The sequence below is a fragment of the Streptomyces sp. x-19 genome (assembly GCF_046549115.1).
In the GTDB taxonomy this organism is placed as follows: Bacteria; Actinomycetota; Actinomycetes; order Streptomycetales; family Streptomycetaceae; genus Streptomyces; species Streptomyces albulus_C.
Genome location: NZ_JAJPWK010000002.1, coordinates 140,920 through 163,629, shown reverse-complemented (window position 1 = coordinate 163,629; position 22,710 = coordinate 140,920). Strand labels below are relative to the sequence as shown.

General features: G+C 70.9%; 21 protein-coding genes and 1 tRNA gene. 12 read left to right on the top strand and 10 right to left on the bottom strand.

Going from position 1 to position 22,710, the window contains the following annotated elements; all coding sequences use genetic code 11:
* Nucleotides 1-113: 113 nt before the first annotated feature.
* The 3 genes from ACLJT4_RS05070 (at nt 114) to ACLJT4_RS05060 (ending at nt 3,722) form a co-directional block, all read left to right on the top strand.
* Nucleotides 114-248 (top strand): DLW-39 family protein, encoded by a 135-nt coding sequence (locus ACLJT4_RS05070; protein WP_003958712.1) that lies wholly within the window; start codon nt 114-116, stop codon nt 246-248.
* A gap of 259 nt (nt 249-507) precedes the next feature.
* Nucleotides 508-2,361, top strand: coding sequence for a vWA domain-containing protein (locus ACLJT4_RS05065; RefSeq protein WP_411121180.1), 1,854 nt, complete (start codon nt 508-510; stop codon nt 2,359-2,361).
* Nucleotides 2,362-2,378: 17 nt separating this feature from the next.
* Complete coding sequence (locus ACLJT4_RS05060) at nt 2,379-3,722, top strand: hypothetical protein (RefSeq protein WP_411121179.1); 1,344 nt, start codon at nt 2,379-2,381, stop codon at nt 3,720-3,722.
* Nucleotides 3,723-3,728: 6 nt separating this feature from the next.
* Here the strand turns inward: ACLJT4_RS05060 and ACLJT4_RS05055 are convergent, their stop codons facing one another.
* Nucleotides 3,729-5,114: a serine/threonine-protein kinase gene (locus tag ACLJT4_RS05055; protein WP_411121178.1), complete on the bottom strand. Its 1,386-nt coding sequence runs from the start codon at nt 5,112-5,114 to the stop codon at nt 3,729-3,731.
* A gap of 66 nt (nt 5,115-5,180) precedes the next feature.
* Complete coding sequence (locus ACLJT4_RS05050; protein ID WP_411121177.1) at nt 5,181-5,729, bottom strand: helix-turn-helix domain-containing protein; 549 nt, start codon at nt 5,727-5,729, stop codon at nt 5,181-5,183.
* 129 nt (nt 5,730-5,858) lie between these two features.
* Here ACLJT4_RS05050 and ACLJT4_RS05045 point away from each other — a divergent pair.
* A tRNA-Ala gene (locus ACLJT4_RS05045) sits at nt 5,859-5,931 on the top strand.
* Nucleotides 5,932-6,203: 272 nt separating this feature from the next.
* Here ACLJT4_RS05045 and ACLJT4_RS05040 read toward each other — a convergent pair.
* Nucleotides 6,204-6,926, bottom strand: a complete 723-nt coding sequence (locus ACLJT4_RS05040; protein WP_411121176.1) for a DUF5324 family protein — start codon at nt 6,924-6,926, stop codon at nt 6,204-6,206.
* Between the two features lie 291 nt (nt 6,927-7,217).
* Here ACLJT4_RS05040 and ACLJT4_RS05035 point away from each other — a divergent pair, with 291 nt between their 5' ends.
* A complete protein-coding gene (locus ACLJT4_RS05035) occupies nt 7,218-7,745 on the top strand; it encodes a peptidylprolyl isomerase (RefSeq protein WP_016571112.1) in 528 nt (175 codons plus the stop codon).
* A gap of 191 nt (nt 7,746-7,936) precedes the next feature.
* Complete coding sequence (locus ACLJT4_RS05030) at nt 7,937-8,851, top strand: rhomboid family intramembrane serine protease (RefSeq protein WP_016571111.1); 915 nt, start codon at nt 7,937-7,939, stop codon at nt 8,849-8,851.
* Between the two features lie 258 nt (nt 8,852-9,109).
* Here ACLJT4_RS05030 and crgA read toward each other — a convergent pair whose 3' ends face one another.
* Nucleotides 9,110-9,364: a cell division protein CrgA gene (crgA, locus tag ACLJT4_RS05025; protein ID WP_016571110.1), complete on the bottom strand. Its 255-nt coding sequence runs from the start codon at nt 9,362-9,364 to the stop codon at nt 9,110-9,112.
* A 170-nt stretch (nt 9,365-9,534) separates the two neighbouring features.
* Between crgA and ACLJT4_RS05020 the strand changes: the two genes are divergently transcribed.
* The 6 genes from ACLJT4_RS05020 (at nt 9,535) to ACLJT4_RS04995 (ending at nt 14,317) form a co-directional block, all read left to right on the top strand.
* Nucleotides 9,535-10,305 (top strand): DUF881 domain-containing protein, encoded by a 771-nt coding sequence (locus tag ACLJT4_RS05020; RefSeq protein ID WP_411121175.1) that lies wholly within the window; start codon nt 9,535-9,537, stop codon nt 10,303-10,305.
* 36 nt (nt 10,306-10,341) lie between these two features.
* A complete protein-coding gene (locus ACLJT4_RS05015) occupies nt 10,342-11,031 on the top strand; it encodes a class E sortase (RefSeq protein WP_376437888.1) in 690 nt (229 codons plus the stop codon).
* 82 nt (nt 11,032-11,113) lie between these two features.
* Nucleotides 11,114-11,290, top strand: coding sequence for a hypothetical protein (locus ACLJT4_RS05010; RefSeq protein ID WP_275463891.1), 177 nt, complete (start codon nt 11,114-11,116; stop codon nt 11,288-11,290).
* Entirely contained in the window at nt 11,287-11,943 is a 657-nt protein-coding gene (locus ACLJT4_RS05005; RefSeq protein WP_411121174.1) for an aminodeoxychorismate/anthranilate synthase component II, read from the top strand. Before ACLJT4_RS05010 ends, ACLJT4_RS05005 begins: the two co-directional genes overlap by 4 nt.
* A complete protein-coding gene (locus ACLJT4_RS05000; protein WP_411121173.1) occupies nt 11,940-13,544 on the top strand; it encodes a class E sortase in 1,605 nt (534 codons plus the stop codon). Before ACLJT4_RS05005 ends, ACLJT4_RS05000 begins: the two co-directional genes overlap by 4 nt.
* A 26-nt stretch (nt 13,545-13,570) precedes the next feature.
* Nucleotides 13,571-14,317 carry a class E sortase gene (locus tag ACLJT4_RS04995; RefSeq protein ID WP_411121172.1) on the top strand — a complete coding sequence of 249 codons (747 nt, stop codon included), beginning with the start codon at nt 13,571-13,573 and terminating at the stop codon, nt 14,315-14,317.
* 79 nt (nt 14,318-14,396) lie between these two features.
* Here the strand turns inward: ACLJT4_RS04995 and pknB are convergent, their stop codons facing one another.
* The 6 genes from pknB to ACLJT4_RS04965 form a co-directional block, all read right to left on the bottom strand.
* Nucleotides 14,397-16,394 (bottom strand): Stk1 family PASTA domain-containing Ser/Thr kinase, encoded by a 1,998-nt coding sequence (gene pknB / locus ACLJT4_RS04990; RefSeq protein ID WP_411121171.1) that lies wholly within the window; start codon nt 16,392-16,394, stop codon nt 14,397-14,399.
* A 146-nt stretch (nt 16,395-16,540) separates the two neighbouring features.
* Nucleotides 16,541-18,010, bottom strand: a complete 1,470-nt coding sequence (locus ACLJT4_RS04985) for a peptidoglycan D,D-transpeptidase FtsI family protein (protein ID WP_411121170.1) — start codon at nt 18,008-18,010, stop codon at nt 16,541-16,543.
* Nucleotides 18,007-19,404: an FtsW/RodA/SpoVE family cell cycle protein gene (locus ACLJT4_RS04980; protein WP_411121169.1), complete on the bottom strand. Its 1,398-nt coding sequence runs from the start codon at nt 19,402-19,404 to the stop codon at nt 18,007-18,009. The genes ACLJT4_RS04985 and ACLJT4_RS04980 overlap by 4 nt, the downstream gene beginning before the upstream one ends.
* A 23-nt stretch (nt 19,405-19,427) precedes the next feature.
* Entirely contained in the window at nt 19,428-20,936 is a 1,509-nt protein-coding gene (locus ACLJT4_RS04975; RefSeq protein ID WP_411121168.1) for a PP2C family protein-serine/threonine phosphatase, read from the bottom strand.
* Between the two features lie 132 nt (nt 20,937-21,068).
* The gene (locus ACLJT4_RS04970) at nt 21,069-21,593 is read right to left on the bottom strand and encodes an FHA domain-containing protein (protein ID WP_411121166.1); all 525 of its coding nucleotides are present in this window, start codon (nt 21,591-21,593) and stop codon (nt 21,069-21,071) included.
* Between the two features lie 10 nt (nt 21,594-21,603).
* Nucleotides 21,604-22,422, bottom strand: a complete 819-nt coding sequence (locus tag ACLJT4_RS04965; RefSeq protein WP_016574846.1) for an FhaA domain-containing protein — start codon at nt 22,420-22,422, stop codon at nt 21,604-21,606.
* Nucleotides 22,423-22,710: the final 288 nt, after the last annotated feature.

Here is a 22,710-nt window from a genome sequence, read left to right as displayed (position 1 = left end):
CACCCCCGGACGGGGTGTTGTCGAGTACGGGCTAGATAACCGATCGGTATCGGCCGGTGTGTATCATCGGCCGACATAGGGTCCCCTACGTCAACGAAAGACGAGGTCGCGCGGTGAAGAAGCTTCTCCTGGTCGCACTGGCCGCCATCGGCGGGCTCCTCGTGTACCGCCAGATCCAGGCGGATCGCGCCGAGCAGGATCTGTGGACGGAGGCGACCGACTCCGTGCCCGCAGGTTCGGGTGTGTGAGACCACGCACAGCACAGTTCGTATGGACCCCGGTTGCCCCAAGGGCGACCGGGGTTTCGTACGTGTCGGGGGCGGACAGGCCCTCGATTTGCGATCGCACATTAATGAGTTGCAGCGGCAAAGCCGCTGGTCGTGATGTCGATGTCCGGGCTGTGACCGGCGGACGCGAGGGGGACGGGACGTGGCACGACCACCACGCAGGGGGGCGACGCTGGAGGTACGGGTCCCCCCTGCTCGGACGAGGTTGAGGGCATGGGCGGTGCTGCTGGCCCTGACCGCGGTGGCGCTCCCGGCCGCGTCGGCCCCGCGGGCGTCGCCGTCCGCCGCCGAGGGGAGCGGGCTGGTGATGGTGCTCGACTCCTCCGGCTCGATGGCCGGCAGTGACGGGGCCGGGAGCACCCGCATCGCCGCCGCCCGCAAGGCCGTCGGCACCGTCGTCGACGCCCTGCCCGCGGGGTATCCCACCGGTCTGCGGGTCTACGGCGCGGACAAGCCCAAGGGCTGCGACGACACCCGGCTCGCCCAGCCGGTCGCCCCGCTGGACCGGGACGGCCTCAAGAAGGCGGTCGCGGGCGTGACTCCCAAGGGCGACACCCCGATCGGGCTCTCCCTGTCCAAGGCCGCCCAGGACCTTCCCCGGCCGGTCGCCGGCGCGGGCGGCAAGCGCACCATCGTGCTGGTCTCCGACGGTACGGACACCTGCAAGACCCCGCAGGCCTGCCAGATCGCGTCCCAACTCGCCGCGTCCAGCCCTGATCTGCACGTCGACGTCGTCGGCTTCCAGGCCGCCGGCGCGTCCCGCAGCCAGTTGGAGTGCATCGCCAAGTCCGGCAACGGCCAGTACTACGACGCTCCGGATGCCGCGTCGCTCGCCCGACAGCTGCAGCGGGCCGGCCAACTGTCCGCGGCGGGCTACCGGTTCCGGGGCACACAGGTCAGCGGCACGGACGACCGCAAGGGCGCACCCGTCGTCCGCCCCGGGCAGTACCTGGACAGCATCGGCCCCAACGAGAAGCGCTACTACGCCGTCGATCTGGACGCGGCGTCGGCGGCCGACTTCTCCGCCACCGTGGTGCCGCCGCCCGGTGCCGCGGTCGACACCCTCGACACCGTGCGCACCCAGATCGTGTCCGGCGCGGACGGCAGCTGCCAGTCCTCGACCGCGATGTTCGGTCAGCGGGAGGGTGCCACCCCGCTGACCTCGGCCGTCAGCCGCATCCCGTCGCAGGGCGGCGCTGGTACCTGCGACAAGGCGGGCCGGTACGGGCTGGTCGTCGAACGGCACGCGGACCCCGGCTCGGACGCCGCGCGCTGGCCGATGGAGCTGATGTTTCACGTGGAACAACCGCTGGCGAAGGGCGCCACGCCCGCGCAGTCGGCACCGGAGTACGGCGCGGGCGGCAAGGCCGCCACCCTGCCCACCACCCAGCCCAAGGACGTCACCGGCGGCACCGGATTCAATGACGCCCGCCCGCTGGGCCCGGGCGTCTGGCGGGACCAGATCCTCCCCGCGCAGACGCTCTGGTACAAGGTGCCGGTCAGCTGGGGCCAACAGCTGCGCTACGACGTGGAGTTCGCCAACGCGCCGCGGTCCGGTCAGAGCATCCGCACCTCGTTCGGCAGCACCCAGGTCTACACGCCGTTCCGCGCCCCCGTCGGCAGCGGGACCGGCGTCTTCACCCCGCAGGTGCCGTACAGCGGGCGACCCGCCTCGCTGAGCATGGGAACGGTGCCGGTCTCCTGGAGCAACCGCTACGAGACGTACCCCACCGTCATCCCCGTCCACGCCAAGGGCGACTTCTACATCGCGGTCACGCTCGGCGCGAGGTCGGCGCAGATCGCGCAGAACCCGAGGGTCGGCGTGGTGCTGCGGGTCGCCGTCCTGGGGCGGGCGAAGGCCGGTCCGGAGGTCGCGGCGGCCGACCAGGACGAGGCGCCCGACGGCGGTTCGAGCCCGGCGGCCAGCGGGACGACGGGCGGTCACTGGCCCGCGATCCGGGTCGCCGGCGTCTCCGTCGGCGGGCTGGGCGTCCTCCTGCTGGCCGGGCTGGGCCTGTCGTACGGCTGGGCCCGCCGGAAGCCGCGGTCGGGCAGCGGGGGAGCCGCGCGGTGACGCGGCACGCAACGGGGATGAGGCGCCCGGCCACCCTCGCGGCGCTGGCCCTGCTGGGGCTCACGGCGGCTCCGGCGGCCGCGGCCGCCGGCGCACCGGGCTATCGGACGGCCTCCGGCAGCAAGCCCGTCAAGGGGGCCGAGAGCGCGGCGCAGGCCCCGCGACTCGACCGCGGGCAACACGTGGACACCTTCCGACGGGGGGAGACCAAGTACTACGCGGTCGCGCTCGACGGCATCAGCAACGCGTACTTCTCGGTGGTCGCCGCGCCCCGCCCGGGCACCAAGGTCGAGGACTACACCGACCGACTGACCGTCAAGGTCGAGGACAGCGGCGGCACCACCTGCGGCCCGGACGGGACCGCGCAGTTCCACAGCGGCGGCACCGCCTACCCGGTCGCCGACTACGCCGCACGCCTCATCGGCCCGGACGTCTCCAACTGCCAGCACGCCGGCCCCTACTACGTGGTCGTCAGCCGCGAAGGTCCGCTGACGTCCGGTCCGGAGCCCTGGCCCGTCGAGATCGGTCACCTCACCGAACCCGCGCTCAAGGGCACGGCCCCGTCCCCGTCGGCCCCCGGCGGCTGGAGCTCCGCCACGCCCGCACCGCCCACGGACACCACCACCCACCAGGTCCTGGGCGGCACCGGGTTCAACGACGCGGCCGCGGTCGGAAGGGGCGTGTGGCGGGACCACCTCGCCCCCGGCGCAACCCGCTTCTACCGCGTCCCGGTGGACTGGGGACAGCGCCTCAACCTCAGTGCCGAACTCCCCAACTCCACCGGATCGGCAACCGCGTTCGTGCCGAGCGCGCTCGGGCTCACCGTCTACAACCCGGCGCGCGGCGCGGTCAGCCAGGACGGCTTCGTCGCGTTCGACGGGAAACCGGCCGCGGCGAGGGCGTTCACCGCACCGGTGGCCTACGGCAACCGCACGGCACCGCAGCGCGCGGTCGCCGGGATGCGCTTCGCCGGCTGGTACTACGTGGCGGTCACCTTGAGCGCGCGCACCGCGGCGGCCTTCCCCCAGGGGGCCGCCCTCACCCTCCGGGTGGACCTCCGCGGCACTCCGCAGGCCGGCCCCGACTACGCCTCGCCGGCCGGTGACCTCGGCACCCTGCCGGGCGACGACGGCACGGGCCGGCCCGTGCAGGGGGCGGGCGGCCCCCGGACGGCCGTGGCGTACGCCGGGATCGGCGTCGGGGTGCTGCTGCTGGCCGGGCTGGGCGCCTGGACGGTGCTGGCCCGGCGGGCCGCCGCCCGAGGGGCCGTCCCGGCCGTCCCGCCGGGCCCGGAACTGCCCACGGACCAGCAGACGACCCGGGCGTCACCCCGCCGGTCCGCACCGCCGGGGGAGGACTAGGGTCCGTCAGTCGGCGAGCAGCGCCCACACCCCGACCGCGATGCACAGCAGCGCCACGATCAGGACCGGGACCGCGACCTTCGGGGGCGGTCCCGGTTTCCGCACCGGGCCGGCCGGGGCGGGTACCGCCGGCACGCCGGCGTCCCCGGTCGGTGGGTGGCCCGGCAGCGGCGGCTGCCCGGCGGTGTACGGGCGGGTGGCGGGCGCCAGCGGGGGTGCCGCGGCCGTCGGCTCGTACCGCGGCATCGGGGCCGGCAGCGGCGTCGGCGGCGGGGTGCGGGGCGGAGTGGTCGGCGGGGCCGGGACGGTGCCGCGTGGCGGGGTGGCCGGGGGCGGCGGGGTGCTCGGCTGTGGCGGGACCGACGGCTCGGGCGGTGCGAGGTGGAAGCTCCCGGTGTCCGTGAAGGAGGCCGGGCCGGTGACCGGACGCCCGCCGGTGTCGGAGGGCGCGGTGGACGCGGCGCCGGCCACGGTGGTGGCCCCGGTGGCATCGCCGCGTGGTGCGCCGCGCAGCGGACCGTCCGGACCGAATCCGGACGGCAGCGGCCCGATGTGGTCGAAGACCTCGATGACCTCGTCCTCGATGGTCGCCTCCGGCAGCAGCTCGGCCGCCGCCAGCAGCGCCTTCCGGGCCCCCGTCGCGGTCTTGAACCGGGCGTCCGGATCGGGGTGCAGCAGCGACGCCAGCACCTGCCACACCGGCTCCGGGACGTCCTCGGGCGCGTTCGGTATGCCGCCGTGGTCCATGAACCGGCGGACCAGCGCCTCGGTGTCCGGTTTGGCGCCGGTGATCAGGCTGAGCGCGACCAGCCCGGCCGCGAACAGGTCGGCGGGGAAGTCCGGTTCGGACCCCAACATCTGCTCCGGCGCGAAGTAACCCGGCGTCCCCACCACATAGTTGGTCTCGGTCAGTCGCGGCTCGCCCTTGCGCATCGCGATGCCGAAGTCGGACAGCCGCAGGTGCGGGCGGCCGGTGCCGGTGGCCTCCAGCAGGATGTTCGCCGGCTTGATGTCCCGGTGCACCACGCCCTCGGCGTGCACGGCGGTCAGTCCGGCCAGCAGCTGGTCCATCAGCGTGCACACCATGCCCGCGGGCAACGGGCCGTAGTCGCCGGTCAGATGGGCCAACGAGCCGCCGTGCACCAGGTCCATGGTGAACAGCACCTTGTCGTCGTCCGCGGCCCAGCTCGCCGGGGCCAGCACGTGCGGATGATCGATCCGCAGCGCCTGTTCCCGGACGAAGCGCAGCAGGGTGTGCGCATCGCTCTGTTGCAGCACTTTGGCCGCCACGTAGCGGCGGCGCCGGTGGTCCCAGGCGCGCCAGACGGCGCCCACCCCGCCCCGACCGATCGGGTCCACGAGCTCGTACCGACCGGCGAAGATCTCACCCATTGCGCCCCGTCCGCTTCTGGATCACGACTCCCTGCGGCCAACTACCCGGCGGCCGCCCGCGCTTGGCTAGCTCTGGTGCGCCTCGTAGTGGGCGACGGCGTCGGCGGTGCGGCCGGCACCGTAGACCCGGAGGAACTCTGCCAGCTCGGGGTGGGTGGCGGCGAGGCCGTTCGCCGCGTCGATGATCTCGCCGGCGTCGGAGACCGACCGCAGCAGCGACTGGATCTCCCGCACCACCCGGCGCACCGTGGTGGCGCCCGTCGACGACGTGGTCTGGGTGGTGTTGTTCAGGACCGACCCGCCCGCCGTCTTCTTGATCTCTTCCATCCGGTCGGTGGCCTCGGCGGCGCTGACGCTGCCGTCCGATACCTGGCCGGCCAGCTCCTGCAGCGCCTGCACCCGCTGGACCACGGCCGGGTTGCCTATCTTGGCGCGCTGCCCGCTCATCAGCTGGGACAACATCGGGGCGGACAGGCCGAGCACCGCGGCCAGCCGGGCCTGGTTCAACCCGAGGTCGTCGATCAGACGGCGGAACAGCGCGCCCAGAGGTTCCCCGTACCAACTGCGCTGGAGCTCCCGGGCCCGCGCGGTGGCTTCCTGCTGTGCTGCATCCATGCCGTCTCCCCTGTATGCCCGATCGCGCTTCGCTGCCGCGAATCTCGCGAAGCATCCTACGGAGAGCGACGGTGCGCGGCGATACCCGGTCGGGAAAGCACTCCGACACCGGGTACCCTGTTCGGCGAAGGGGCCTTAGCTCAGTTGGTAGAGCGCTGTCTTTGCATGGCAGATGTCAGGGGTTCGACTCCCCTAGGCTCCACCCCAAACCCCTCCGACCTGCGGTAACGCGTCGGAGGGGTCTTTTTTGTGCGCTGCCGTGGTGGGACGGCCCCGATAAGCGCGCCGTCGGACCGTCCGGGCGGCGGCGTCGGGGCCGGCACGAGCGCGCCCAACTCGCCCACCGGGAAGCACGATTGGACGTCGGACCGCGGGCTCCTGCCCGGGCGCCCGTCCGGTGCCGGCCCGGGCCCCGCGCACGCCACCGGGCCGCGCCCCGGTGCGGGGTGCGGCCCGGTGGCGGTGGAGCCGGGGTCAGGCGGTCGAGTCGCCGCCCCGTCGTTCGTCGGATTCCGCCTCGGCCTGCTTGGCCCGCACCTCGGGGTCGAGCGGGGCGCCCTGCCCGCCGTCGACGGAGCTCAGGTGGGCGCGGTCGTCGACCTCGGTGGGCGCCGGCGGCTCGACCAGCCAGTCCGGGTTGGCCTGCTTGTCCCACCACTTCCAGGCGGCGACCGCGCCGGCCACCACGACGCCCAGCAGCGCCAGCCGCTTGGCGGCCTTGCCGCAGGCCGCCCGGCGGCACTGCTTCTTCTGCAGCTTCTCGATCTCCGCGGCCGTCACCTGCCCGCGGAGCGCGGCCAGCGCCGCGGCGCCCCTGGCCAGCGCCTCCTCGCGCACCGGCTCGGCCGCCGCCCGGGCGTTGACCACGGCGTTCTCCAGTCGCGGGGTGGTGTAGTCGGCGGCCTGCCGTGCGGCCTGGAGGGTGCGCAGGGCGGCCCGGCTCGCCGCCGCGTCCACCTTGGGCGGCAGCGCGCCGCGGGCGTGCTCGATCCGCGGGGACAGGTGGGTGTCGTACTGGGCCCGGGCCTGCTGCGCCGCCTCGGCGACCCGGGGAGCCAGCCGGGTGCGGGCCTCCTGCGAGTAGTGGACGGCGGCGTCCTTGGCCGTACCGGCGTAGGGAGCCACCGCCTCGGCTGCGTGCCGCACGCCGTCCTTGGCCGAATGGGTCGCGGCGCGCACACTGTCCTTGCGGGTCACGGGGATTCTCCTCCTCGGTGGGGTCCGGGTCTGGGGGCTGCTCCCCCACCTCTGCTGTGTCGCCTGTCCACCCGATTGACGAGCATGCCCGCTCCCCGCCCACACGGCATGTGCGAACGGGCATCCGGGTCATTGGGGACCTTCCGGAGCCTTGTGACGACGATGCCACGCACTGCCGCATCGTGCGCGGGAAATCAGTACGAAGACCGTCAAGAGGTGGCGGCCCGGCACCCGGCGGGCGGTTCATGACAGGATCGGGGACCGTCAGTGAAGACTTATGGAAGGTAGATCGTGGCTGAGCAGCTCTACGCCACCCTGAAGACGAACCAGGGCGACATCGAACTCCGGCTTCTGCCGAACCACGCCCCCAAGACGGTCAAGAACTTCGTCGAGCTCGCCAACGGCGAGCGGGAGTGGATCGACCCGAACACCGGTCAGAAGACCACCGCCCGTCTCTACGACGGCACCGTCTTCCACCGCGTGATCAGCGGCTTCATGCTGCAGGGCGGTGACCCGCTGGGCAACGGCACGGGTGGCCCCGGCTACAAGTTCGCCGATGAGTTCCACCCCGACCTGGCGTTCACCAAGCCGTACCTGCTGGCCATGGCCAACGCCGGTCCGGGCACCAACGGCTCGCAGTTCTTCATCACCGTGTCCCCGACCGCCTGGCTGACCGGCAAGCACACCATCTTCGGTGAGGTCACCAACGAGGCCAGCAAGAAGGTCGTCGACGCCATCGCCGAGACCCAGACCAACCCCCGCACCGACCGTCCGGTGCAGGACGTCGTCATCGAGTCGGTGGTCATCGAGACCCGCTGAGCGGGTCCCGCCCCGGCCTGTTCCGGGGAACCATCGCGCCCCGTCCGGTCGTAGAAGATGGAGACGGGGCGCGAAGCTCGTTGTGGGGCGTGCCCGGGCGACGGGCGGGGCGTGAAGCCCGTTGTGGGGCGCTGCTCGGGCGACGGGCGGGTGCCCCGGTGACCCCGGTGAGGATGAGGACGAGGGGACCGATGGACCAGCCAGGCAGCCCGCAGGAGCCGCAGCAGGCGCACGGCCAGGACGGCCTGCCCGGTTGTCACCGTCACCCGGACCGGCCGACCGGCATCCGCTGCACCCGTTGCGACCGGCCGATCTGCCCGGAGTGCATGGTCAGCGCCTCGGTCGGCTTCCAGTGCCCGGACTGCGTGCGCACCGGCGGCGGCAGCGGCCCGGCACCGCGGGCCAGCGCGCCGCGCACGATAGCGGGCGGCACGCTCACCGCCGACCCCAAGCTGATCACCAAGATCCTGCTGGGCCTGAACGTCGCGGTCTTCGTCGCGGTGCTGGCGTCCAAGCAGTACGGCTTCGACCTGGTCAACCGGCTCGACATGATCGGCCTGGCCGTCGACCCCAGCCGCTACCAGCTGGTCGGGGTCGCGCACGGCGAGTGGTACCGCCTGCTGACCGCGGTCTTCCTGCACGAGGAGATCGCGCACATCGGCTTCAACATGCTCTCGCTGTGGTGGCTGGGCCCGCCGCTGGAGGCGGCGCTGGGCCGGCTGCGCTTCACCGCCCTGTACCTGCTCGCCGGTCTGGGCGGCAGCGCGCTGTCCTTCCTGCTCAGCGCGCAGAACCAGCCCTCGTTGGGCGCGTCGGGCGCGATCTTCGGCCTGCTGGGTGCCACGGCCGTGCTGATGCGCCGGCTGCGGTACGACATGAAGCCGGTGCTGATCCTGCTCGCCCTCAACCTGGCCTTCACGTTCCTGTGGCCGAACATCGCCTGGCAGGCGCACGTCGGCGGGCTGATCGTGGGCGCCGCGGTGGCGTTCGGCATGGTGCACGCACCGCGGGAGCGCCGGACGCCGGTGCACGTCGGCACGTGCGTGCTGGTGCTGCTCGCGATCGTCGCGGTGGTGTGGGTACGCAGCCTTCAACTGGTGGGTTGAGGCCCCGCGGGGCCATGTTGTCCACAGTCCGTGAAGGATCTTGTGCATGCTGTGCAGAAGCCGGCCTCGCTGCCCCGCTGCGCGGTGTTTCCGCAGGAAGGGGCAGGGATGGAGGCCGGCTTGCAGGGGTGCCGCCGGTCACACCGGCGTCAACCTCACGAGGGTTATCCACAGATCTTCTGAAGTTTTCCCCGGCTGTGGATAACTGTGTGGATGGCCTTGGGCAGGGCTTGCGCTAGCCCTGGGGGAGGGCGCGGGCTACTTCCACTGGGTGGAGACGCCGAACCCCACCGCGATGAAGCCGAAGCCGCACACGATGTTCCAGTTGCCCATCGCCTTGATCGGCAGATCGCCCTCGGAGACGTAGTACAGCACGATCCACGCGAGCCCGATGACGAACATCGCCAGCATCAGCGGCGCGACCCACCCGCGGCCTGCGTTCATCTTCAGATTGGTGGTCTTCGCCGGCGGCGGCGTGAAGTCGTCCTTCTTGCGGATCCGTGACTTCGGCACGAGGAACTCTCCTGTCGATGTGCTGCTCCCCCGCTCTCCACGGTGAGCGGGCGGTTCCCTCCGCACGGATGCGGTACGAGAGCCAGGGTACGGACACGAGGGGAACGGAATTCCTTCCCGGGCGTCCGTTAGCGTAGTGCTTCCGCGGCGTCGTAAGGAGTAAGGGTACGTTGAGCACTTCCGACGGCTCCCCCGGGCGCCCCCTCCGAGCCCGACTGCGGCCCGTTCGGCTCCTCACCCTCCTCGTCTTCGCCCTCGCCGGCCTGATGTTCTGGCTCAGCTTCGACACCGCCCGCGGCACCAACCTCCGCTCGGACGACTCGATGCTCCGGCTGTCCGACCTCATCCAGGAACGCAGCCACAAGAACGGCGGCCAGGACGAGCGCAACGCCGGTCTGCGCCGCGAGGTCGACGCCCTCGCCCGCCGCGACACCGCCCCGTCCGCCTCGCAGGAGGCCGCGCTCCAGGGCCTGGAGAAGAGCGCCGGCACCAAGCCGGTCTCCGGTCAGGGACTGACGGTCACGCTCACCGACGCCCCGCCGAACGCCACCGCCAAGATCCCCGGCATCCCCGAACCGCAGCCCAACGACCTGGTCATCCACCAGCAGGACCTCCAGGCCGTGGTGAACGCGCTCTGGCACGGTGGCGCCAAGGGCATCAAGGTCATGGACCAGCGGCTGATCTCCACCAGCGCGGTCCGCTGCGTCGGCAACACCCTGATCCTCCAGGGCCGGGTCTACTCCCCGCCCTACAAGATCACCGCAGTCGGCGACCGGGACGCCCTCAACGGCGCCCTGACCGCGTCCCCCGCCATCCAGAACTACCTCCAGTACGTCAACGCCTACGGCCTCGGTTGGAAAGTCGACCAGGACGAGGCGGTGACTCTTCCCGGCTACTCCGGCACAGTGGATCTCCACTACGCACAGCCTGTGAAGCCGTAGCCCGCATCCCGCGGGCCGGCAGGGAGGGGCGGTCGGATGACGGTGCGGTGGATCGTGCGGACGGCCAGCGAAATCTGTCTCACCGTCGGCACGCTGATCGTCCTCTTCGTCGTCTACCTCCTCTACTGGACCGGCGTCCGGGCGGACAGTGCGATGGACGGCGAGATCGGCAGGCTCCAGGACCAGTGGTCCACCGGCCCGGTCGCCGCCGCCGGCACCCCCGCCCCCACACCCACCGCCCCGCCCCGCCGCTACGCCCCGGGCGCGTCCTTCGCCGTGATGTACATCCCCCGCTTCGGGCCGGACTGGGCCAAGCCCGTCCTGGAGGGCACCGGGACCGACGTCCTCCAGCGCGGCCTGGGCCACTACGACGGGACCGCCCGGCTCGGCGCGACCGGAAACTTCGCCGTCGCCGGCCACCGCCGCACCTACGGCGACCCGTTCAAGGACTTCCCGCAACTGCGCCCCGGGGACGCCGTGGTCCTCACCGACGGCACCACGTGGTTCACCTACCGCATCGACAACCACCCCTACACGACGCTGCCCACCGACATCGGCGTGATCGACCCGGTCCCCCGGAAGTCCGGCTTCACCGGCCCCGGCCGCTACCTCACGCTGACCACCTGCGAACCGGAGTGGGGCCACAGTCACCGCCTGATCGCCTGGGCACACCTCGATTCGACCCAATCCGTCACCCAGGGAAGGCCGTCGGCTTTGACCGGCTGACCCACCCGAGCACAGCCTCTCCCCTTACTCTGGTGTCGCAATCGACATCGTCAAACGGCATCGGCAAGGGGACAGCGACAGCATGTACGGCTGGATCTGGCGGCATCTGCCGGGCACCACGTGGGTGAAGGCGCTGATTTCCGTGGTGCTCGCCCTGGCGGTGGTCTTCGTGCTCTTCCAGTGGGTCTTTCCGTGGGCGGAGCCACTGCTCCCCTTCAATGACGTCACTGTCGACCAAGGGATGGCAGCCACCCGATGACCGCACGGATTCTCGTCGTCGACAACTACGACAGCTTCGTCTTCAACCTGGTCCAGTACCTCTACCAGCTCGGTGCCGAATGCGAGGTACTGCGCAACGACGAGGTGGCCCCGCGCCATGCCCAGGACGGTTTCGACGGCGTGCTGCTCTCCCCGGGCCCCGGTACCCCCGAGCAGGCCGGGATCTGCGTCGACATGGTCCGGCACTGCGCGGGCACCGGCGTCCCGGTGTTCGGCGTGTGCCTGGGCCTGCAGTCGATGGCGGTCGCCTACGGCGGGGTGGTGGACCGGGCCCCCGAGCTGCTGCACGGCAAGACCTCGCCCGTCCTCCACGAGGGCGCCGGCGTCTTCGCCGGGCTGCCCTCGCCCTTCACCGCCACCCGCTACCACTCGCTGGCCGTCGAACCGGACACCGTCCCCGACGAGCTGGCGGTCACGGCCTGGACGGAGGCGGACGACGCCCCCGGCGGCCGGATCATCATGGGGCTGCGGCACCGTGAACTCCCCGTGGAGGGAGTGCAGTTCCACCCCGAGTCGGTACTGACGGAATGGGGACACCGGATGCTGGCCAACTGGCTGGTGGAGTGCGGCGACGAGGGAGCGGTGGAGCGTTCGGCGGGGCTTGCCCCGGTGGTCGGCAAGGCCGGCGCGTGACCGCGCTGCGCCCCGAGCACGAAGGACGGTCCTACGAACCGCACGAGGACCCGCCACAGGCACCGCATGACCCGTACGCGCCCACCGACCCGCACGGCCGGTCCGACGCGTTCGAGGCGGCGGTGGGACGGCTCGACGACCCGCTGAGCGACCCCCTGCCCGGCCGGTCGGCGACATCGCGCCCCCACCCCGACCCGTACCCGACCCCGTACGCACAGGACGTGCCCCCCGTCCGCCCCGGCGGGGGAGCCGCGGCCGAGGGCTCCCCCTGGTTCCGGCCCCGCCAGGACCCGCCGGCACCGTCCCGGCCCGAGGCACCGGACCCTCCGCGGCGTTCGGCCCGGCACCGCAGACCCGGCCCCGGCGACACCCCGCCGGTGCCCCGGCCCGCGCCGCCGCACGGCCCCGAAGCCGATCTCTACGGCCAGGTGAACGGCGGCTTCGGCCGCGGCAGTTACGCACCGCCCCCCACCGAGCCGATACCCGGCCCGCACGGCCCGCACGGGGTCGCGGAGGCCCTCACCGCGCCTCTCCCCACGATCCCCCCGCTGGTTCCGTCACGGTCCGGTCGGTCCGTGCGCCCCACACCGGCCGCTGCTCCGGCACAGCCGGACGACGAGACCATGGCGCTGCGCCAGGCCGAACAGCCCGCCCGCGGCGACGTTTCACGTGAAACCAGCGCGACGGTTTCACGTGAAACCGACCCCACCACCGCCGTTTCACGTGAAACCACGACCGCCTTGGAGACGGGAGGCCGCGCGGCCCGTCGCAAGGCTGCCCAGGCGGCGGTCAAGCGGGGCGGCCGCCACGGTCGACGCGGCGCCGTGGCTGCCGCTGCGTCCGCCCCCGCCGCCGCGACCGCGGCCGAGGCGCCCAAGCCACCCATGACGCGCGTCGAGGCCCGCCGGGCCCAGCGCGCCGCCAAGGACAGCCCCGGCCTGATCGCCAGCCGCGCGCTGGGCGAGGTGTTCATCACGCTCGGCGTGCTGATGCTTCTCTTCGTCACCTACCAGCTGTGGTGGACGAACGTGATGGCCGGCGAGGAGGCCGGCGGCGCCGCCAACAACCTCCAGCACGAGTGGGACCAGGGCGGCGGCGAGAAGAAGAACCTCGCGGACGGTGAGCGCTTCGGCATCATGTACATCCCCAAGCTCGATGTGAAGGCCCCGATCGCCGAGGGCATCGACAAGCACTCCGTCCTCGACCACGGCATGATCGGCCACTACGACGCCGCCAGCGGCATCAAGACCGCCATGCCGTGGGACAAGACCGGCAACTTCTCCGTCGCCGCCCACCGCAACACCCACGGCGAGCCGTTCCGCTACATCAACCGCCTGACCAAGGGCGACAAGATCGTGGTCGAGACGCAGAGCGCCTACTACACCTACGAGATGGAGAGCGTCCTCCCGCAGACCTCTCCCAGCAACACCAGCGTGATCACGCCGGTGCCGCCCGGGTCGGGATTCACCGGCCCCGGCCGGTACATCACCTTGACCACCTGCACCCCGGAATTCACCAGTACCTATCGGTTGATCGTCTGGGGCAAGATGGTCGACGAGCGGCCGCGGAGCAAGGGCAAACCAGCAGCGCTCGCCGGCTGAGCGGACGACTGAAGGGGAGCGACGCGGTGACTGCCAGCGGAATCGACGAGGACCACGACCGGCCCGCGACGCCACCGGAACCGCGCCGGAGGTGGCACACCTTCGCCTCCGTCGTCAGCGTCATCGGTGAACTGCTCATCACAGCCGGGCTGGTCCTGGGCCTGTTCGTCGTCTACTCGCTGTGGTGGACCAACGTCCTCGCCGACCGCGAATCGCACAAGCAGGGTGACAAGGTCCGCCAGCACTGGGCCACCGCGGCCCCCGGCCCCAAGGGCCCGGGGGAGTTGGACACCAAGGACGGCATCGGCTTCCTGCACGTCCCGGCGATGAACAACGGCGACGTGCTGGTCAAGAAGGGCACCGGCAGCGACATCCTCAACGAGGGCGTGGCCGGCTACTACACCAAGCCCGTCAAGTCCGCCCTGCCGCAGGACAAGGAAGGCAACTTCACCCTCGCCGCCCACCGCGACGGCCACGGCGCGAAGTTCCACAACATCGACAAGCTCAAGGACGGCGACCCGATCGTCTTCGAGACCAAGGACACCTGGTACGTCTACAAGGTCTTCGCGACGCTGCCGCAGACCTCGAAGTACAACGTGAAGGTCCTCGACAAGGTCCCCGCCGAATCCGGCAAGCACCAGGCCGGCCGCTACATCACGCTCACCACCTGCACCCCCGTCTACACCTCGGACTACCGCTACGTCGTCTGGGGCGAGCTGGTCCGCACCCAGAAGGTCGACGCGGACCGCACGCCGCCCGCCGAACTCCGCTGAGCCCCGCACCGCACGACGGAGCCCCGGCCGCCCTTCAAGGGCCGCCGGGGCTCCGTCGTCGTACGGTGCCGCGCGGGCGCTAGTGCTTCTTGCCCCAGCCGAACGGGCCGCCGAAGATGCCGCCGTCGTTGTTGCCGTCGTTGTTGCCACCCATGGTGGTCAGGGTGACGGTGGTCGACGCGGGGTCACCGCCGGTTCCCGGCTGCGGGTCCTGGCTGATGACCATGGCGTTGTCGTCCTGCGAACTACCGCCTGCGAACTGGATGTTGTTGAAGCCCGCCTGCTGCAGCATCTGCTTGGCGTCCTTCACCTTCTTGCCCGTCACGCCCGGCACCTGCGCCTGCGCCGCCTTGCCCACGGTCAGCGTGACCGTGGAGCCCTGCGCCGCCTGCTGGTTCCCGGTCGGGGACTGGGAAATGACCTTGCCGTTCTGCCCCGGGTCGGACACGTCCTGGTCGGTCCGGTTGACGGTGAAGCCCAGGTCCTGCAGCTGCTTCTGCGCCGCGTTGAAGTCCTGGCCGGTGACGTCCGGAACGGTCGACTTCGGCGCCGCCTTGGCCACCGTCAGCGTGATCTGGGTGTCCTTGGTCGTCTCGGCCTGCCCCTTGGGGTCCTGCTTCGTGACGACGCCCGGCGTCCGGTCGGAGACCTCTTCGGTCTTGGTGATGTTCTGGAAGCCCTTGCTCTTGAGCTCCTGCTCCGCGGCGTCGAAGGGCATGCCCTGCACGTCCGGAACGGTCACCTTGACCGCGCCCGAGCACATCGTCACCTTGACCGTGGTGCCCTTGTCGATCTTCTCGTCGGCCGCCGGCTCCTGCTCGGTGATCTGGCCCTTCTTGGCGTTGTCGCACTGCTTGCTGCCCTGCTTGGCGACCTTGAAGGAGCTGTTCTCGCCGTAGGACTTCGCCTCCGCCAGCGTCTTGCCGACGAGGTTGGGCACCGAGATGGTGTTGTTCTTGGTCCCGCCGCTGAACATGGCCTTGCCGATGAAGATCGCACCGACCAGGACCAGGACCGCCGCCAGGACCAGCAGGATCGTGGAGAGGTTGCTCTTCTTCTGGCCGCCGCCCCGCCGCCGGTCCGCGCGGTCCTCGTAGCCGTAGCCCCCGTCGTCGGGGTTCATCGGCGGCAGCATCGACGTCTTCGGACCGCCCGGGTCCTGCGCCCGCAGCAGCGTCGTCGGCTGGTCCTGCTCGCCGTATCCGACCGCACCCAGCGCGGCGGTCGCCGCGACCGGCTGGCCGTCCAGCGCCGCCTCGATGTCGGCCCGCATCTCGTCCGCCGACTGGTAGCGGTAGTCCGGGTCCTTGACCAGCGCCTTCAGGACGATCGCGTCCATCTCCGGGGAGATCTCCGGATCGAAGGTGCTCGGTGGCTGCGGCTCCTCCCGCACGTGCTGGTAGGCCACCGCGACCGGGGAGTCCCCCACGAACGGCGGCCGCACCGTCAGCAGCTCGTAGAGCAGGCAGCCCGTCGAATACAGGTCGGAGCGGGCGTCGACCTGCTCGCCCTTGGCCTGTTCCGGCGACAGGTACTGCGCGGTGCCGATCACCGCCGCGGTCTGCGTCATGGTCATCCCGGCGTCGCCCATGGCCCGGGCGATGCCGAAGTCCATCACCTTGACCTGGCCGGTACGGGTCAGCATCACGTTGGCCGGCTTGATGTCGCGGTGCACGATGCCGGCGCGGTGCGAGTACTCCAGCGCCTGCAGCACACCGGTGGTCATCTCCAGCGACCGCTCGGGCAGCAGCTTCCGCCCGGAGTGCAGCAGCTCGCGCAGCGTCGACCCGTCCACGTACTCCATGACGATGTACGGGATCGACACCCCGTCGACGTAGTCCTCGCCGGTGTCGTAGACCGCGACGATCGACGGGTGGTTCAGCGAGGCGGCCGACTGGGCCTCACGGCGGAACCGGGCCTGGAAGGACGGATCGCGGGCGAGGTCCACCCGCAGCGTCTTCACCGCCACGGTGCGGCCGAGGCGGGTGTCATGCGCGAGGTAGACCTCCGCCATGCCACCACGACCGAGCACCGAGCCCAGCTCGTACCGGCCGCCGAGGCGACGCGGCTCTTCCATAAGCTTCTCCAGCCCTCTCCGTCAGTCCCGACCGCACCCGTGTGTGGTCCGGCGGTGTGCTGTCCGGGCATACCGTACCCGGCACGCCGTCCCGGACCGGACCGGAGCCGCAACCTGATATGTGACCGGTATCGCCATGACCGCCGTCACCGCTCGCCGGCGATGACCGCCTCCATCACGCTCTTCGCGATCGGAGCGGCGAGCTTGCCGCCGGCGATGTCGCCACGCAGGGTGTCCGACCCCTCGATGACGACCGCCACCGCCACCGGGGTGCCCTTGGCGGTCTTCGCGTACGAGATGAACCAGGCGTACGGGTTGTCCTTGTTGTTCTCGCCGTGCTGCGCGGTACCCGTCTTGCCACCGACCGTGACGCCGGGGATCTGCGCGGTGGTGCCCGTGCCCTCCTTGACCACGGTCTCCATGATGCTCTGCAGCTTCTGCGCGTTCTCCGGCTTCAGCGGCCGGCTCATCTCCTGCGGCGTGTGCTGCTGCACGACGTTGAGGTTGGGGGCCACGAGCTGGTCGACCATGTACGGCTTCATCAGCTTGCCGCCGTTGGCGACCGCGGACGCGACCATCGCCATCTGCAGCGGCGTGGCGCGGTTCGACGCCTGGCCGATGCCCGCCATCGCGTTCTGCGGCCGGTTGTCCTTCGGGTAGACGCTCTCCGCGGCCCGCACCGGAGTGTCGATCTTCGCGTCGTTGAAGCCGAACTTCTCCGCCTCGGACTTCATCTTCGCGTTGCCGAGGTCCGCGCTGATCTTGCCGAAGACGGTGTTGCAGGAGTACTGCAGCGCCACCCGCATCGTCGCGTTCTCGCAGGGGATGTTGCCCTCGTTGTTCAGGGGCTGGTGCGCGGTGTCCGGCAGGATGTACGGCACCGGCGAGTCGGTCTTGGCGTCGACATCGGTGTACAGGCCGCTCTCCAGCGCCGCGGCGGCCGTCACGACCTTGAACGTGGAGCCGGGCGGGTACGTCTGCCGCAGCGCCCGGTTCAGCATCGGGTCGTCGGGGTCGTTCTGCTTCAGCAGCCCGTTGTACGCCTTGGCGTCCTTGTCGCTCATCCCCGCGAACGTCGACGGGTCGTACGACGGGGTGCTGGCCAGCGCCAGGATCGCCCCGGTCTCCGGGTTGAGCGCCACCACGGCGCCCTTCTTGTCCCCGAGCCCGTCGAAGGCCGCCTGCTGCGCCTTGGCGTCGAGGGTGGTCACCACGTTGCCGCCCTTCTGCTTGCCGCCAGTGAACATGTCGACCGTGCGGCTGAAGAAGAGTCGGTCATCGGTGCCGGTGAGGATCGCGTCGTTCAGCTTCTCCAACTGGTTGGAGTCGAAGGCCTGCGACGCGTAGCCGGTCACCGGCGCCCACATCTTGCCGTTCTTGTAGGTGCGCTTGTACTTGAAGTCGCCGATGTCCGTGGTCGTCGAGCCGGTGATGGCCTTGCCGTCCACGATGATGTTGCCGCGCGGGGTGCTGTAGCGCTCGATCGCCACCCGGCGGTTGTTCGGATCGTTCTTGAGCTGGTCGCTCTGGACGAACTGCACCCAGTTCACGCGGACGAGCAGGGCGAGGACGAGCAGGCCGCAGAAGACCGCGACCCGTCGCAGGGGCTTGTTCACGGGCGGACCACCTGGGTCATCTCGGCATCGGTGGACGGGGCGGGGGCGGGTGCGGGACGGCGCGCGGTGTCACTGATCCGGAGCAGGATGCCCACCAGCGCCCAGTTGGCGATGACGGACGAACCACCCTGCGCCAGGAACGGCATCGTCATGCCGGTCAGCGGGATGAGACCCGTCACACCGCCGGCGACGACGAAGACCTGGAGGGCGAAGGCACCGGAGAGACCGACCGCCAGCAGCTTGCCGAACGGGTCGCGGGCGGCCAGCGCCGTGCGGATGCCGCGCTCGATGAGCAGGCCGTACAGCAGGAGGATCGCCATCAGACCGGCCAGGCCGGTCTCCTCGCCGACGGTGGCGAGGATGTAGTCGCTCTTCGGGGCGATGCCGCCGATGAGGCGCGAGTAGCCCTGCCCGAGGCCGGACCCGAGGATGCCGCCGGAGCCGAAGGAGTACATCGCCTGCGCGGTCTCCGTCACGCCGCCGTTCAGCAGCTCCAGCGGGTTGAGCCAGTTGTGGACGCGGACCTGCACGTGGGACTCGAAGGTGGCCACGGCGACCGCACCGCCGGCGCTCAGCAGCAGACCGAACACGATCCAGCTGGTCCGCTCGGTCGCGACGTACAGCATGATCACGAAGAGGCCGAAGAAGAGCAGCGAGGTGCCCAGGTCGGTCTCGAAGACCAGGATCATCAGGCTGAGCGCCCAGATGACCAGGATCGGGCCGAGGTCCCGGCCGCGCGGCAGGTACATGCCCATGAAGCGGCGGCTGGCCAGTGCCAGTGCGTCCCGCTTCACCATCAGGTAGCCGGCGAAGAAGATCGCGATGACGATCTTCGCGAACTCACCGGGCTGCAGCGAACCCACACCGGGGATCGTGATCCAGATGCGCGCGCCGAAGCGTGCCGGGAAGAAGATCGGTGCGACCAGCAGGATCAGCGCGACCACCATCGAGATGTAGGTGTAGCGCTGCAGGACGCGGTGGTCCTTGAGGAAGATCAGTACGCCGAGGAAGAGCGCGACGCCCAGTGTCGACCACATCATCTGGCCCGGTGCCATGGCGCCGCCCAGCTGCGGGGTGCTGATCTTCGGCTCCTGGTCGAGCCGCCAGATGAACACCAGCCCCAGGCCGTTCAACAGCGTCGCGATGGGCAGCATCAGCGGATCCGCGTACGGCGCCCACTTGCGGACGACGAGGTGCGCGACGCCCGCCAACAGTCCCAGCCCCAGGGTGTACCCCAGCGCCCCGGCGGGCACCGAACCGTCCTTCGCCAGGCCGACGTTGACGTAGGCGAAGACCGGGATCAGCACCGCGAACACCAGCAGGGCCAGCTCGGTGTTGCGACGGCTGGGCGCGGCGAACGTGCCCACGGTGGTCGTGGTCGTTGTACTGCTCATGAAATCTCCGGCCCCCTACGCCCTCACTGCTGGGTGCTGCAATTCTTCTCCAGCTTCTGCTGCTCCTCGGAGGGAGTCTGAGTGGGGGTGGGGGTGGGGTCTGCAGTGGTGGACAGGGCTCCGGTCACGCCGTTTCCGGCGGGGGTGCCCGTCTTGCTGCCGGGCTTCTGGCCGCTCTTGCCCTTGGCGGCCGCGGCCTCCCGCTCGGCGGCCTCCCGCTGCTCCTTGGCCTGGCAGGCGTTGGCCTGCTTGCCGAGCTCGGTCACCTTGTCGCTGGCCTGGTTGCGGTTGTCGACCGCGATGGTCTCCTTGACCTGGTTGCGTTGGTAGACCGGCAGGTACTTGAGTTCGATCTCGGGGTGGTCCTCGTCGACCGAGTTGAGCTTGATCCACGCGAGGTCCTGGCTGATGCCCCGGTACAGCGCGACGTGGTCGTCCTTGGCGCCGACGAAGTACTGCGTCTGCGTCCACTGGTAGCCGGCGTACAGCCCGCCGCCGAGCACTCCCAGCGCGAGCACGGTGAACAGCGACGCCTTGAGCCACTTGCCGCGCCGGCGCGGCTTGAGGAAGTCCTCGTCGGTGAACGCGCCGAACGAGCCGTGCGGCACCCCGCCGGCCTCGGGCTCCCCGCTTCCGGGCGGCCCGAACGCGCCTCCCGGAGCCGGCGGGGCGTCCCGGCGGCCCAGCTCGGCGGCGCGGGCGGCCGGCGTCTGGAGCGTGCTGGGGTCGTTCAGCTGGTGCTGGTTCTCGGCGACCGCGCCGACCACCACCGGGGTGTCGTTGAGCTGCCCGGCCGCGGCCTCGGTGCCGTCCACGTCCAGCACGTCGGCGACGATGCAGGTGATGTTGTCCGGCCCGCCGCCGCGCAGTGCGAGCTGGATCAGCTCCTGCACCGTCTCGTGCGGCCCCTGGTAACCGGCCAGGGTCTCTTCGAGGGTCTGGTGGCTGACCACTCCGGACAGCCCGTCCGAGCAGATCAGGTACCGGTCCCCGGCCCGCACCTCGCGGATCGACAGGTCCGGTTCGACGTGGTCGCCACTGCCCAGCGCCCGCATCAGCAGCGACCGCTGCGGGTGGGTGGTGGCCTCCTCCTCGGTGATCCGGCCCTCGTCGACCAGCCGCTGCACCCAGGTGTGGTCCTGCGTGATCTGGGTCAGCACCCCGTCGCGCAGCAGGTAGGCGCGGGAGTCGCCGACGTGCACCAGGCCGAGCCGCTGGCCCGTCCACAGCAGGGCGGTCAGGGTCGTCCCCATGCCCTCCAGCTGAGGGTCCTCCTCGACCATCACCCGCAGCTGGTCGTTGGCGCGCTGCACGGCGGTGCCCAGCGAGGTGAGGATGTCGGAGCCGGGGACGTCGTCGTCGAGCTGGACGAGCGTGGAGATCACCTCGGAGGAGGCGACCTCACCGGCGGCCTGGCCGCCCATGCCGTCCGCGATGGCGAGCAGTCGGGGCCCGGCGTAGCCGGAGTCCTCGTTGCCCTCGCGGATCATGCCCTTGTGCGATCCGGCGGCGAAGCGCAGCGACAGACTCATGCGCACCTCACCCGTCGGCTCGGGGTACAGCCGGTCTCGTCGAGCCACACTGCCCACCCTCCGGTCGGGAGCACGCCCGGGTCCGCCGAGTGGACCGTTACGGCTCGCTCGCTCCGCTCGCTCATTGTCGTACTACTTCCGCAGCTCGATGACGGTCTTGCCGATGCGGATCGGGGCTCCCAGAGGAATCGGAGTCGCGGTCGTCAGTCGGGTCCGGTCAAGGTACGTGCCGTTGGTGGAACCGAGGTCCTCGACGATCCACTGGCCGTCACGGTCCGGGTAGATCCTGGCATGCCTGCTGGACGCGTAGTCGTCGTCCAGCACGATGGTGGAGTCGTGCGCCCGGCCCAGGCTGATCGTCTGGCCCTGGAGGGCGACGGTCGTACCGGCCAGGGTGCCTTCGGAGACCACCAGCTTGGTGGGGGCTCCGCGCCGCTGCCGGCCCCCGCCGCGGCTGCCGCTCTCCTGGCGGCGCTGCTGCTGGGGCGCGGCCTGGCGCTGGGTGCGCGGTTCGGGTCCGCCGCGTCGGGCGGCGCCGCGCTGTGTGACGCGCGTGCCGAACAGATCGCTGCGGATGACCTGTACGGCCACGATGACGAACAGCCACAGTACGGCGAGGAAACCCAACCGCATGACCGTCAGGGTCAGCTCTGACATTGGCCCCGCTTCACCCTTCGGCTTGCCGGTAAACGATGGTGGTACTGCCCACGACGATCCGCGAGCCGTCGCGGAGACTAGCGTGGGTGGTGTGTTGCCCGTCCACCACGATCCCGTTGGTGGACCCCAGATCCTGGATCGTGGGGGGCGGTCCGACGCGGATCTCGCAGTGGCGCCGCGAGACTCCCGGGTCGTCGATCCGCACGTCGGCGTCGGTGCTGCGACCCAGCACCAGGGTGGACCGCGAGATCTGGTGGCGGGTGCCGTTGATCTCGACCCAGCGTCGGGTCTGCGCGTACGGCTGCGGCCCCGCGCCGGGCGCTGTCGACCGGGGCACGGGCGGCGCACCGGGCGGCGGCGAGGTCGGCATGGGTGGGGCCACGTGGCCGCCGGGCTGGCTCGGCGCTCCGGTGGCGCGGGCCGCCGCGGCCTGGCCGGGCCGGTCCTGGGACGTGCTGGAGGCGAGGGTGCGGCTGCGGACGCGGTACAGGCCGGTGTCGAGATCCTCGGCCTTCTCCAGGTGGACCTTGATCGGGCCCATGAAGGTGTAGCGCTGCTGCTTGGCGTAGTCGCGGACCATGCCCGCCAACTCGTCCCCGAGCTGCCCGCTGTACGGACTCAGCCGCTCGTAGTCCGGAGTGCTCAGCTCGACGATGAAGTCGTTGGGGACGACCGTGCGGTCGCGGTTCCAGATGCTGGCGTTGTTGTCGCACTCGCGCTGCAGAGCGCCGGCGATCTCAACGGGCTGCACTTCGGACTTGAACACCTTGGCGAAGGTGCCGTTGACGAGACCTTCGAGACGCTGCTCGAAGCGCTTCAGTACTCCCACGGGGCACCTCCTTCCTCAGTCTTCCTCAGGGTCGTCCTGATACTGCTTACTGATCGTATCCACGCGCCGGGAAATCGGCTGGTTCCCCTTTCCTGCCTGGAGGACGAGTGTCGCCCACCACAGGGTTGCCCGGTGTCCGTCGTCCTCCTGCCGCTCTCCTTCGGCCGCTTGCGGTGCACTGCGATCGTAGATGTGCCCCGATACCAGTGTCCCGCAACCGCCCATCCGCCCGAGGGGGCGGGGGCCGACTCCGGCCAGTGTCCCGGGAGCCCCTCCGAGGAACGCGCG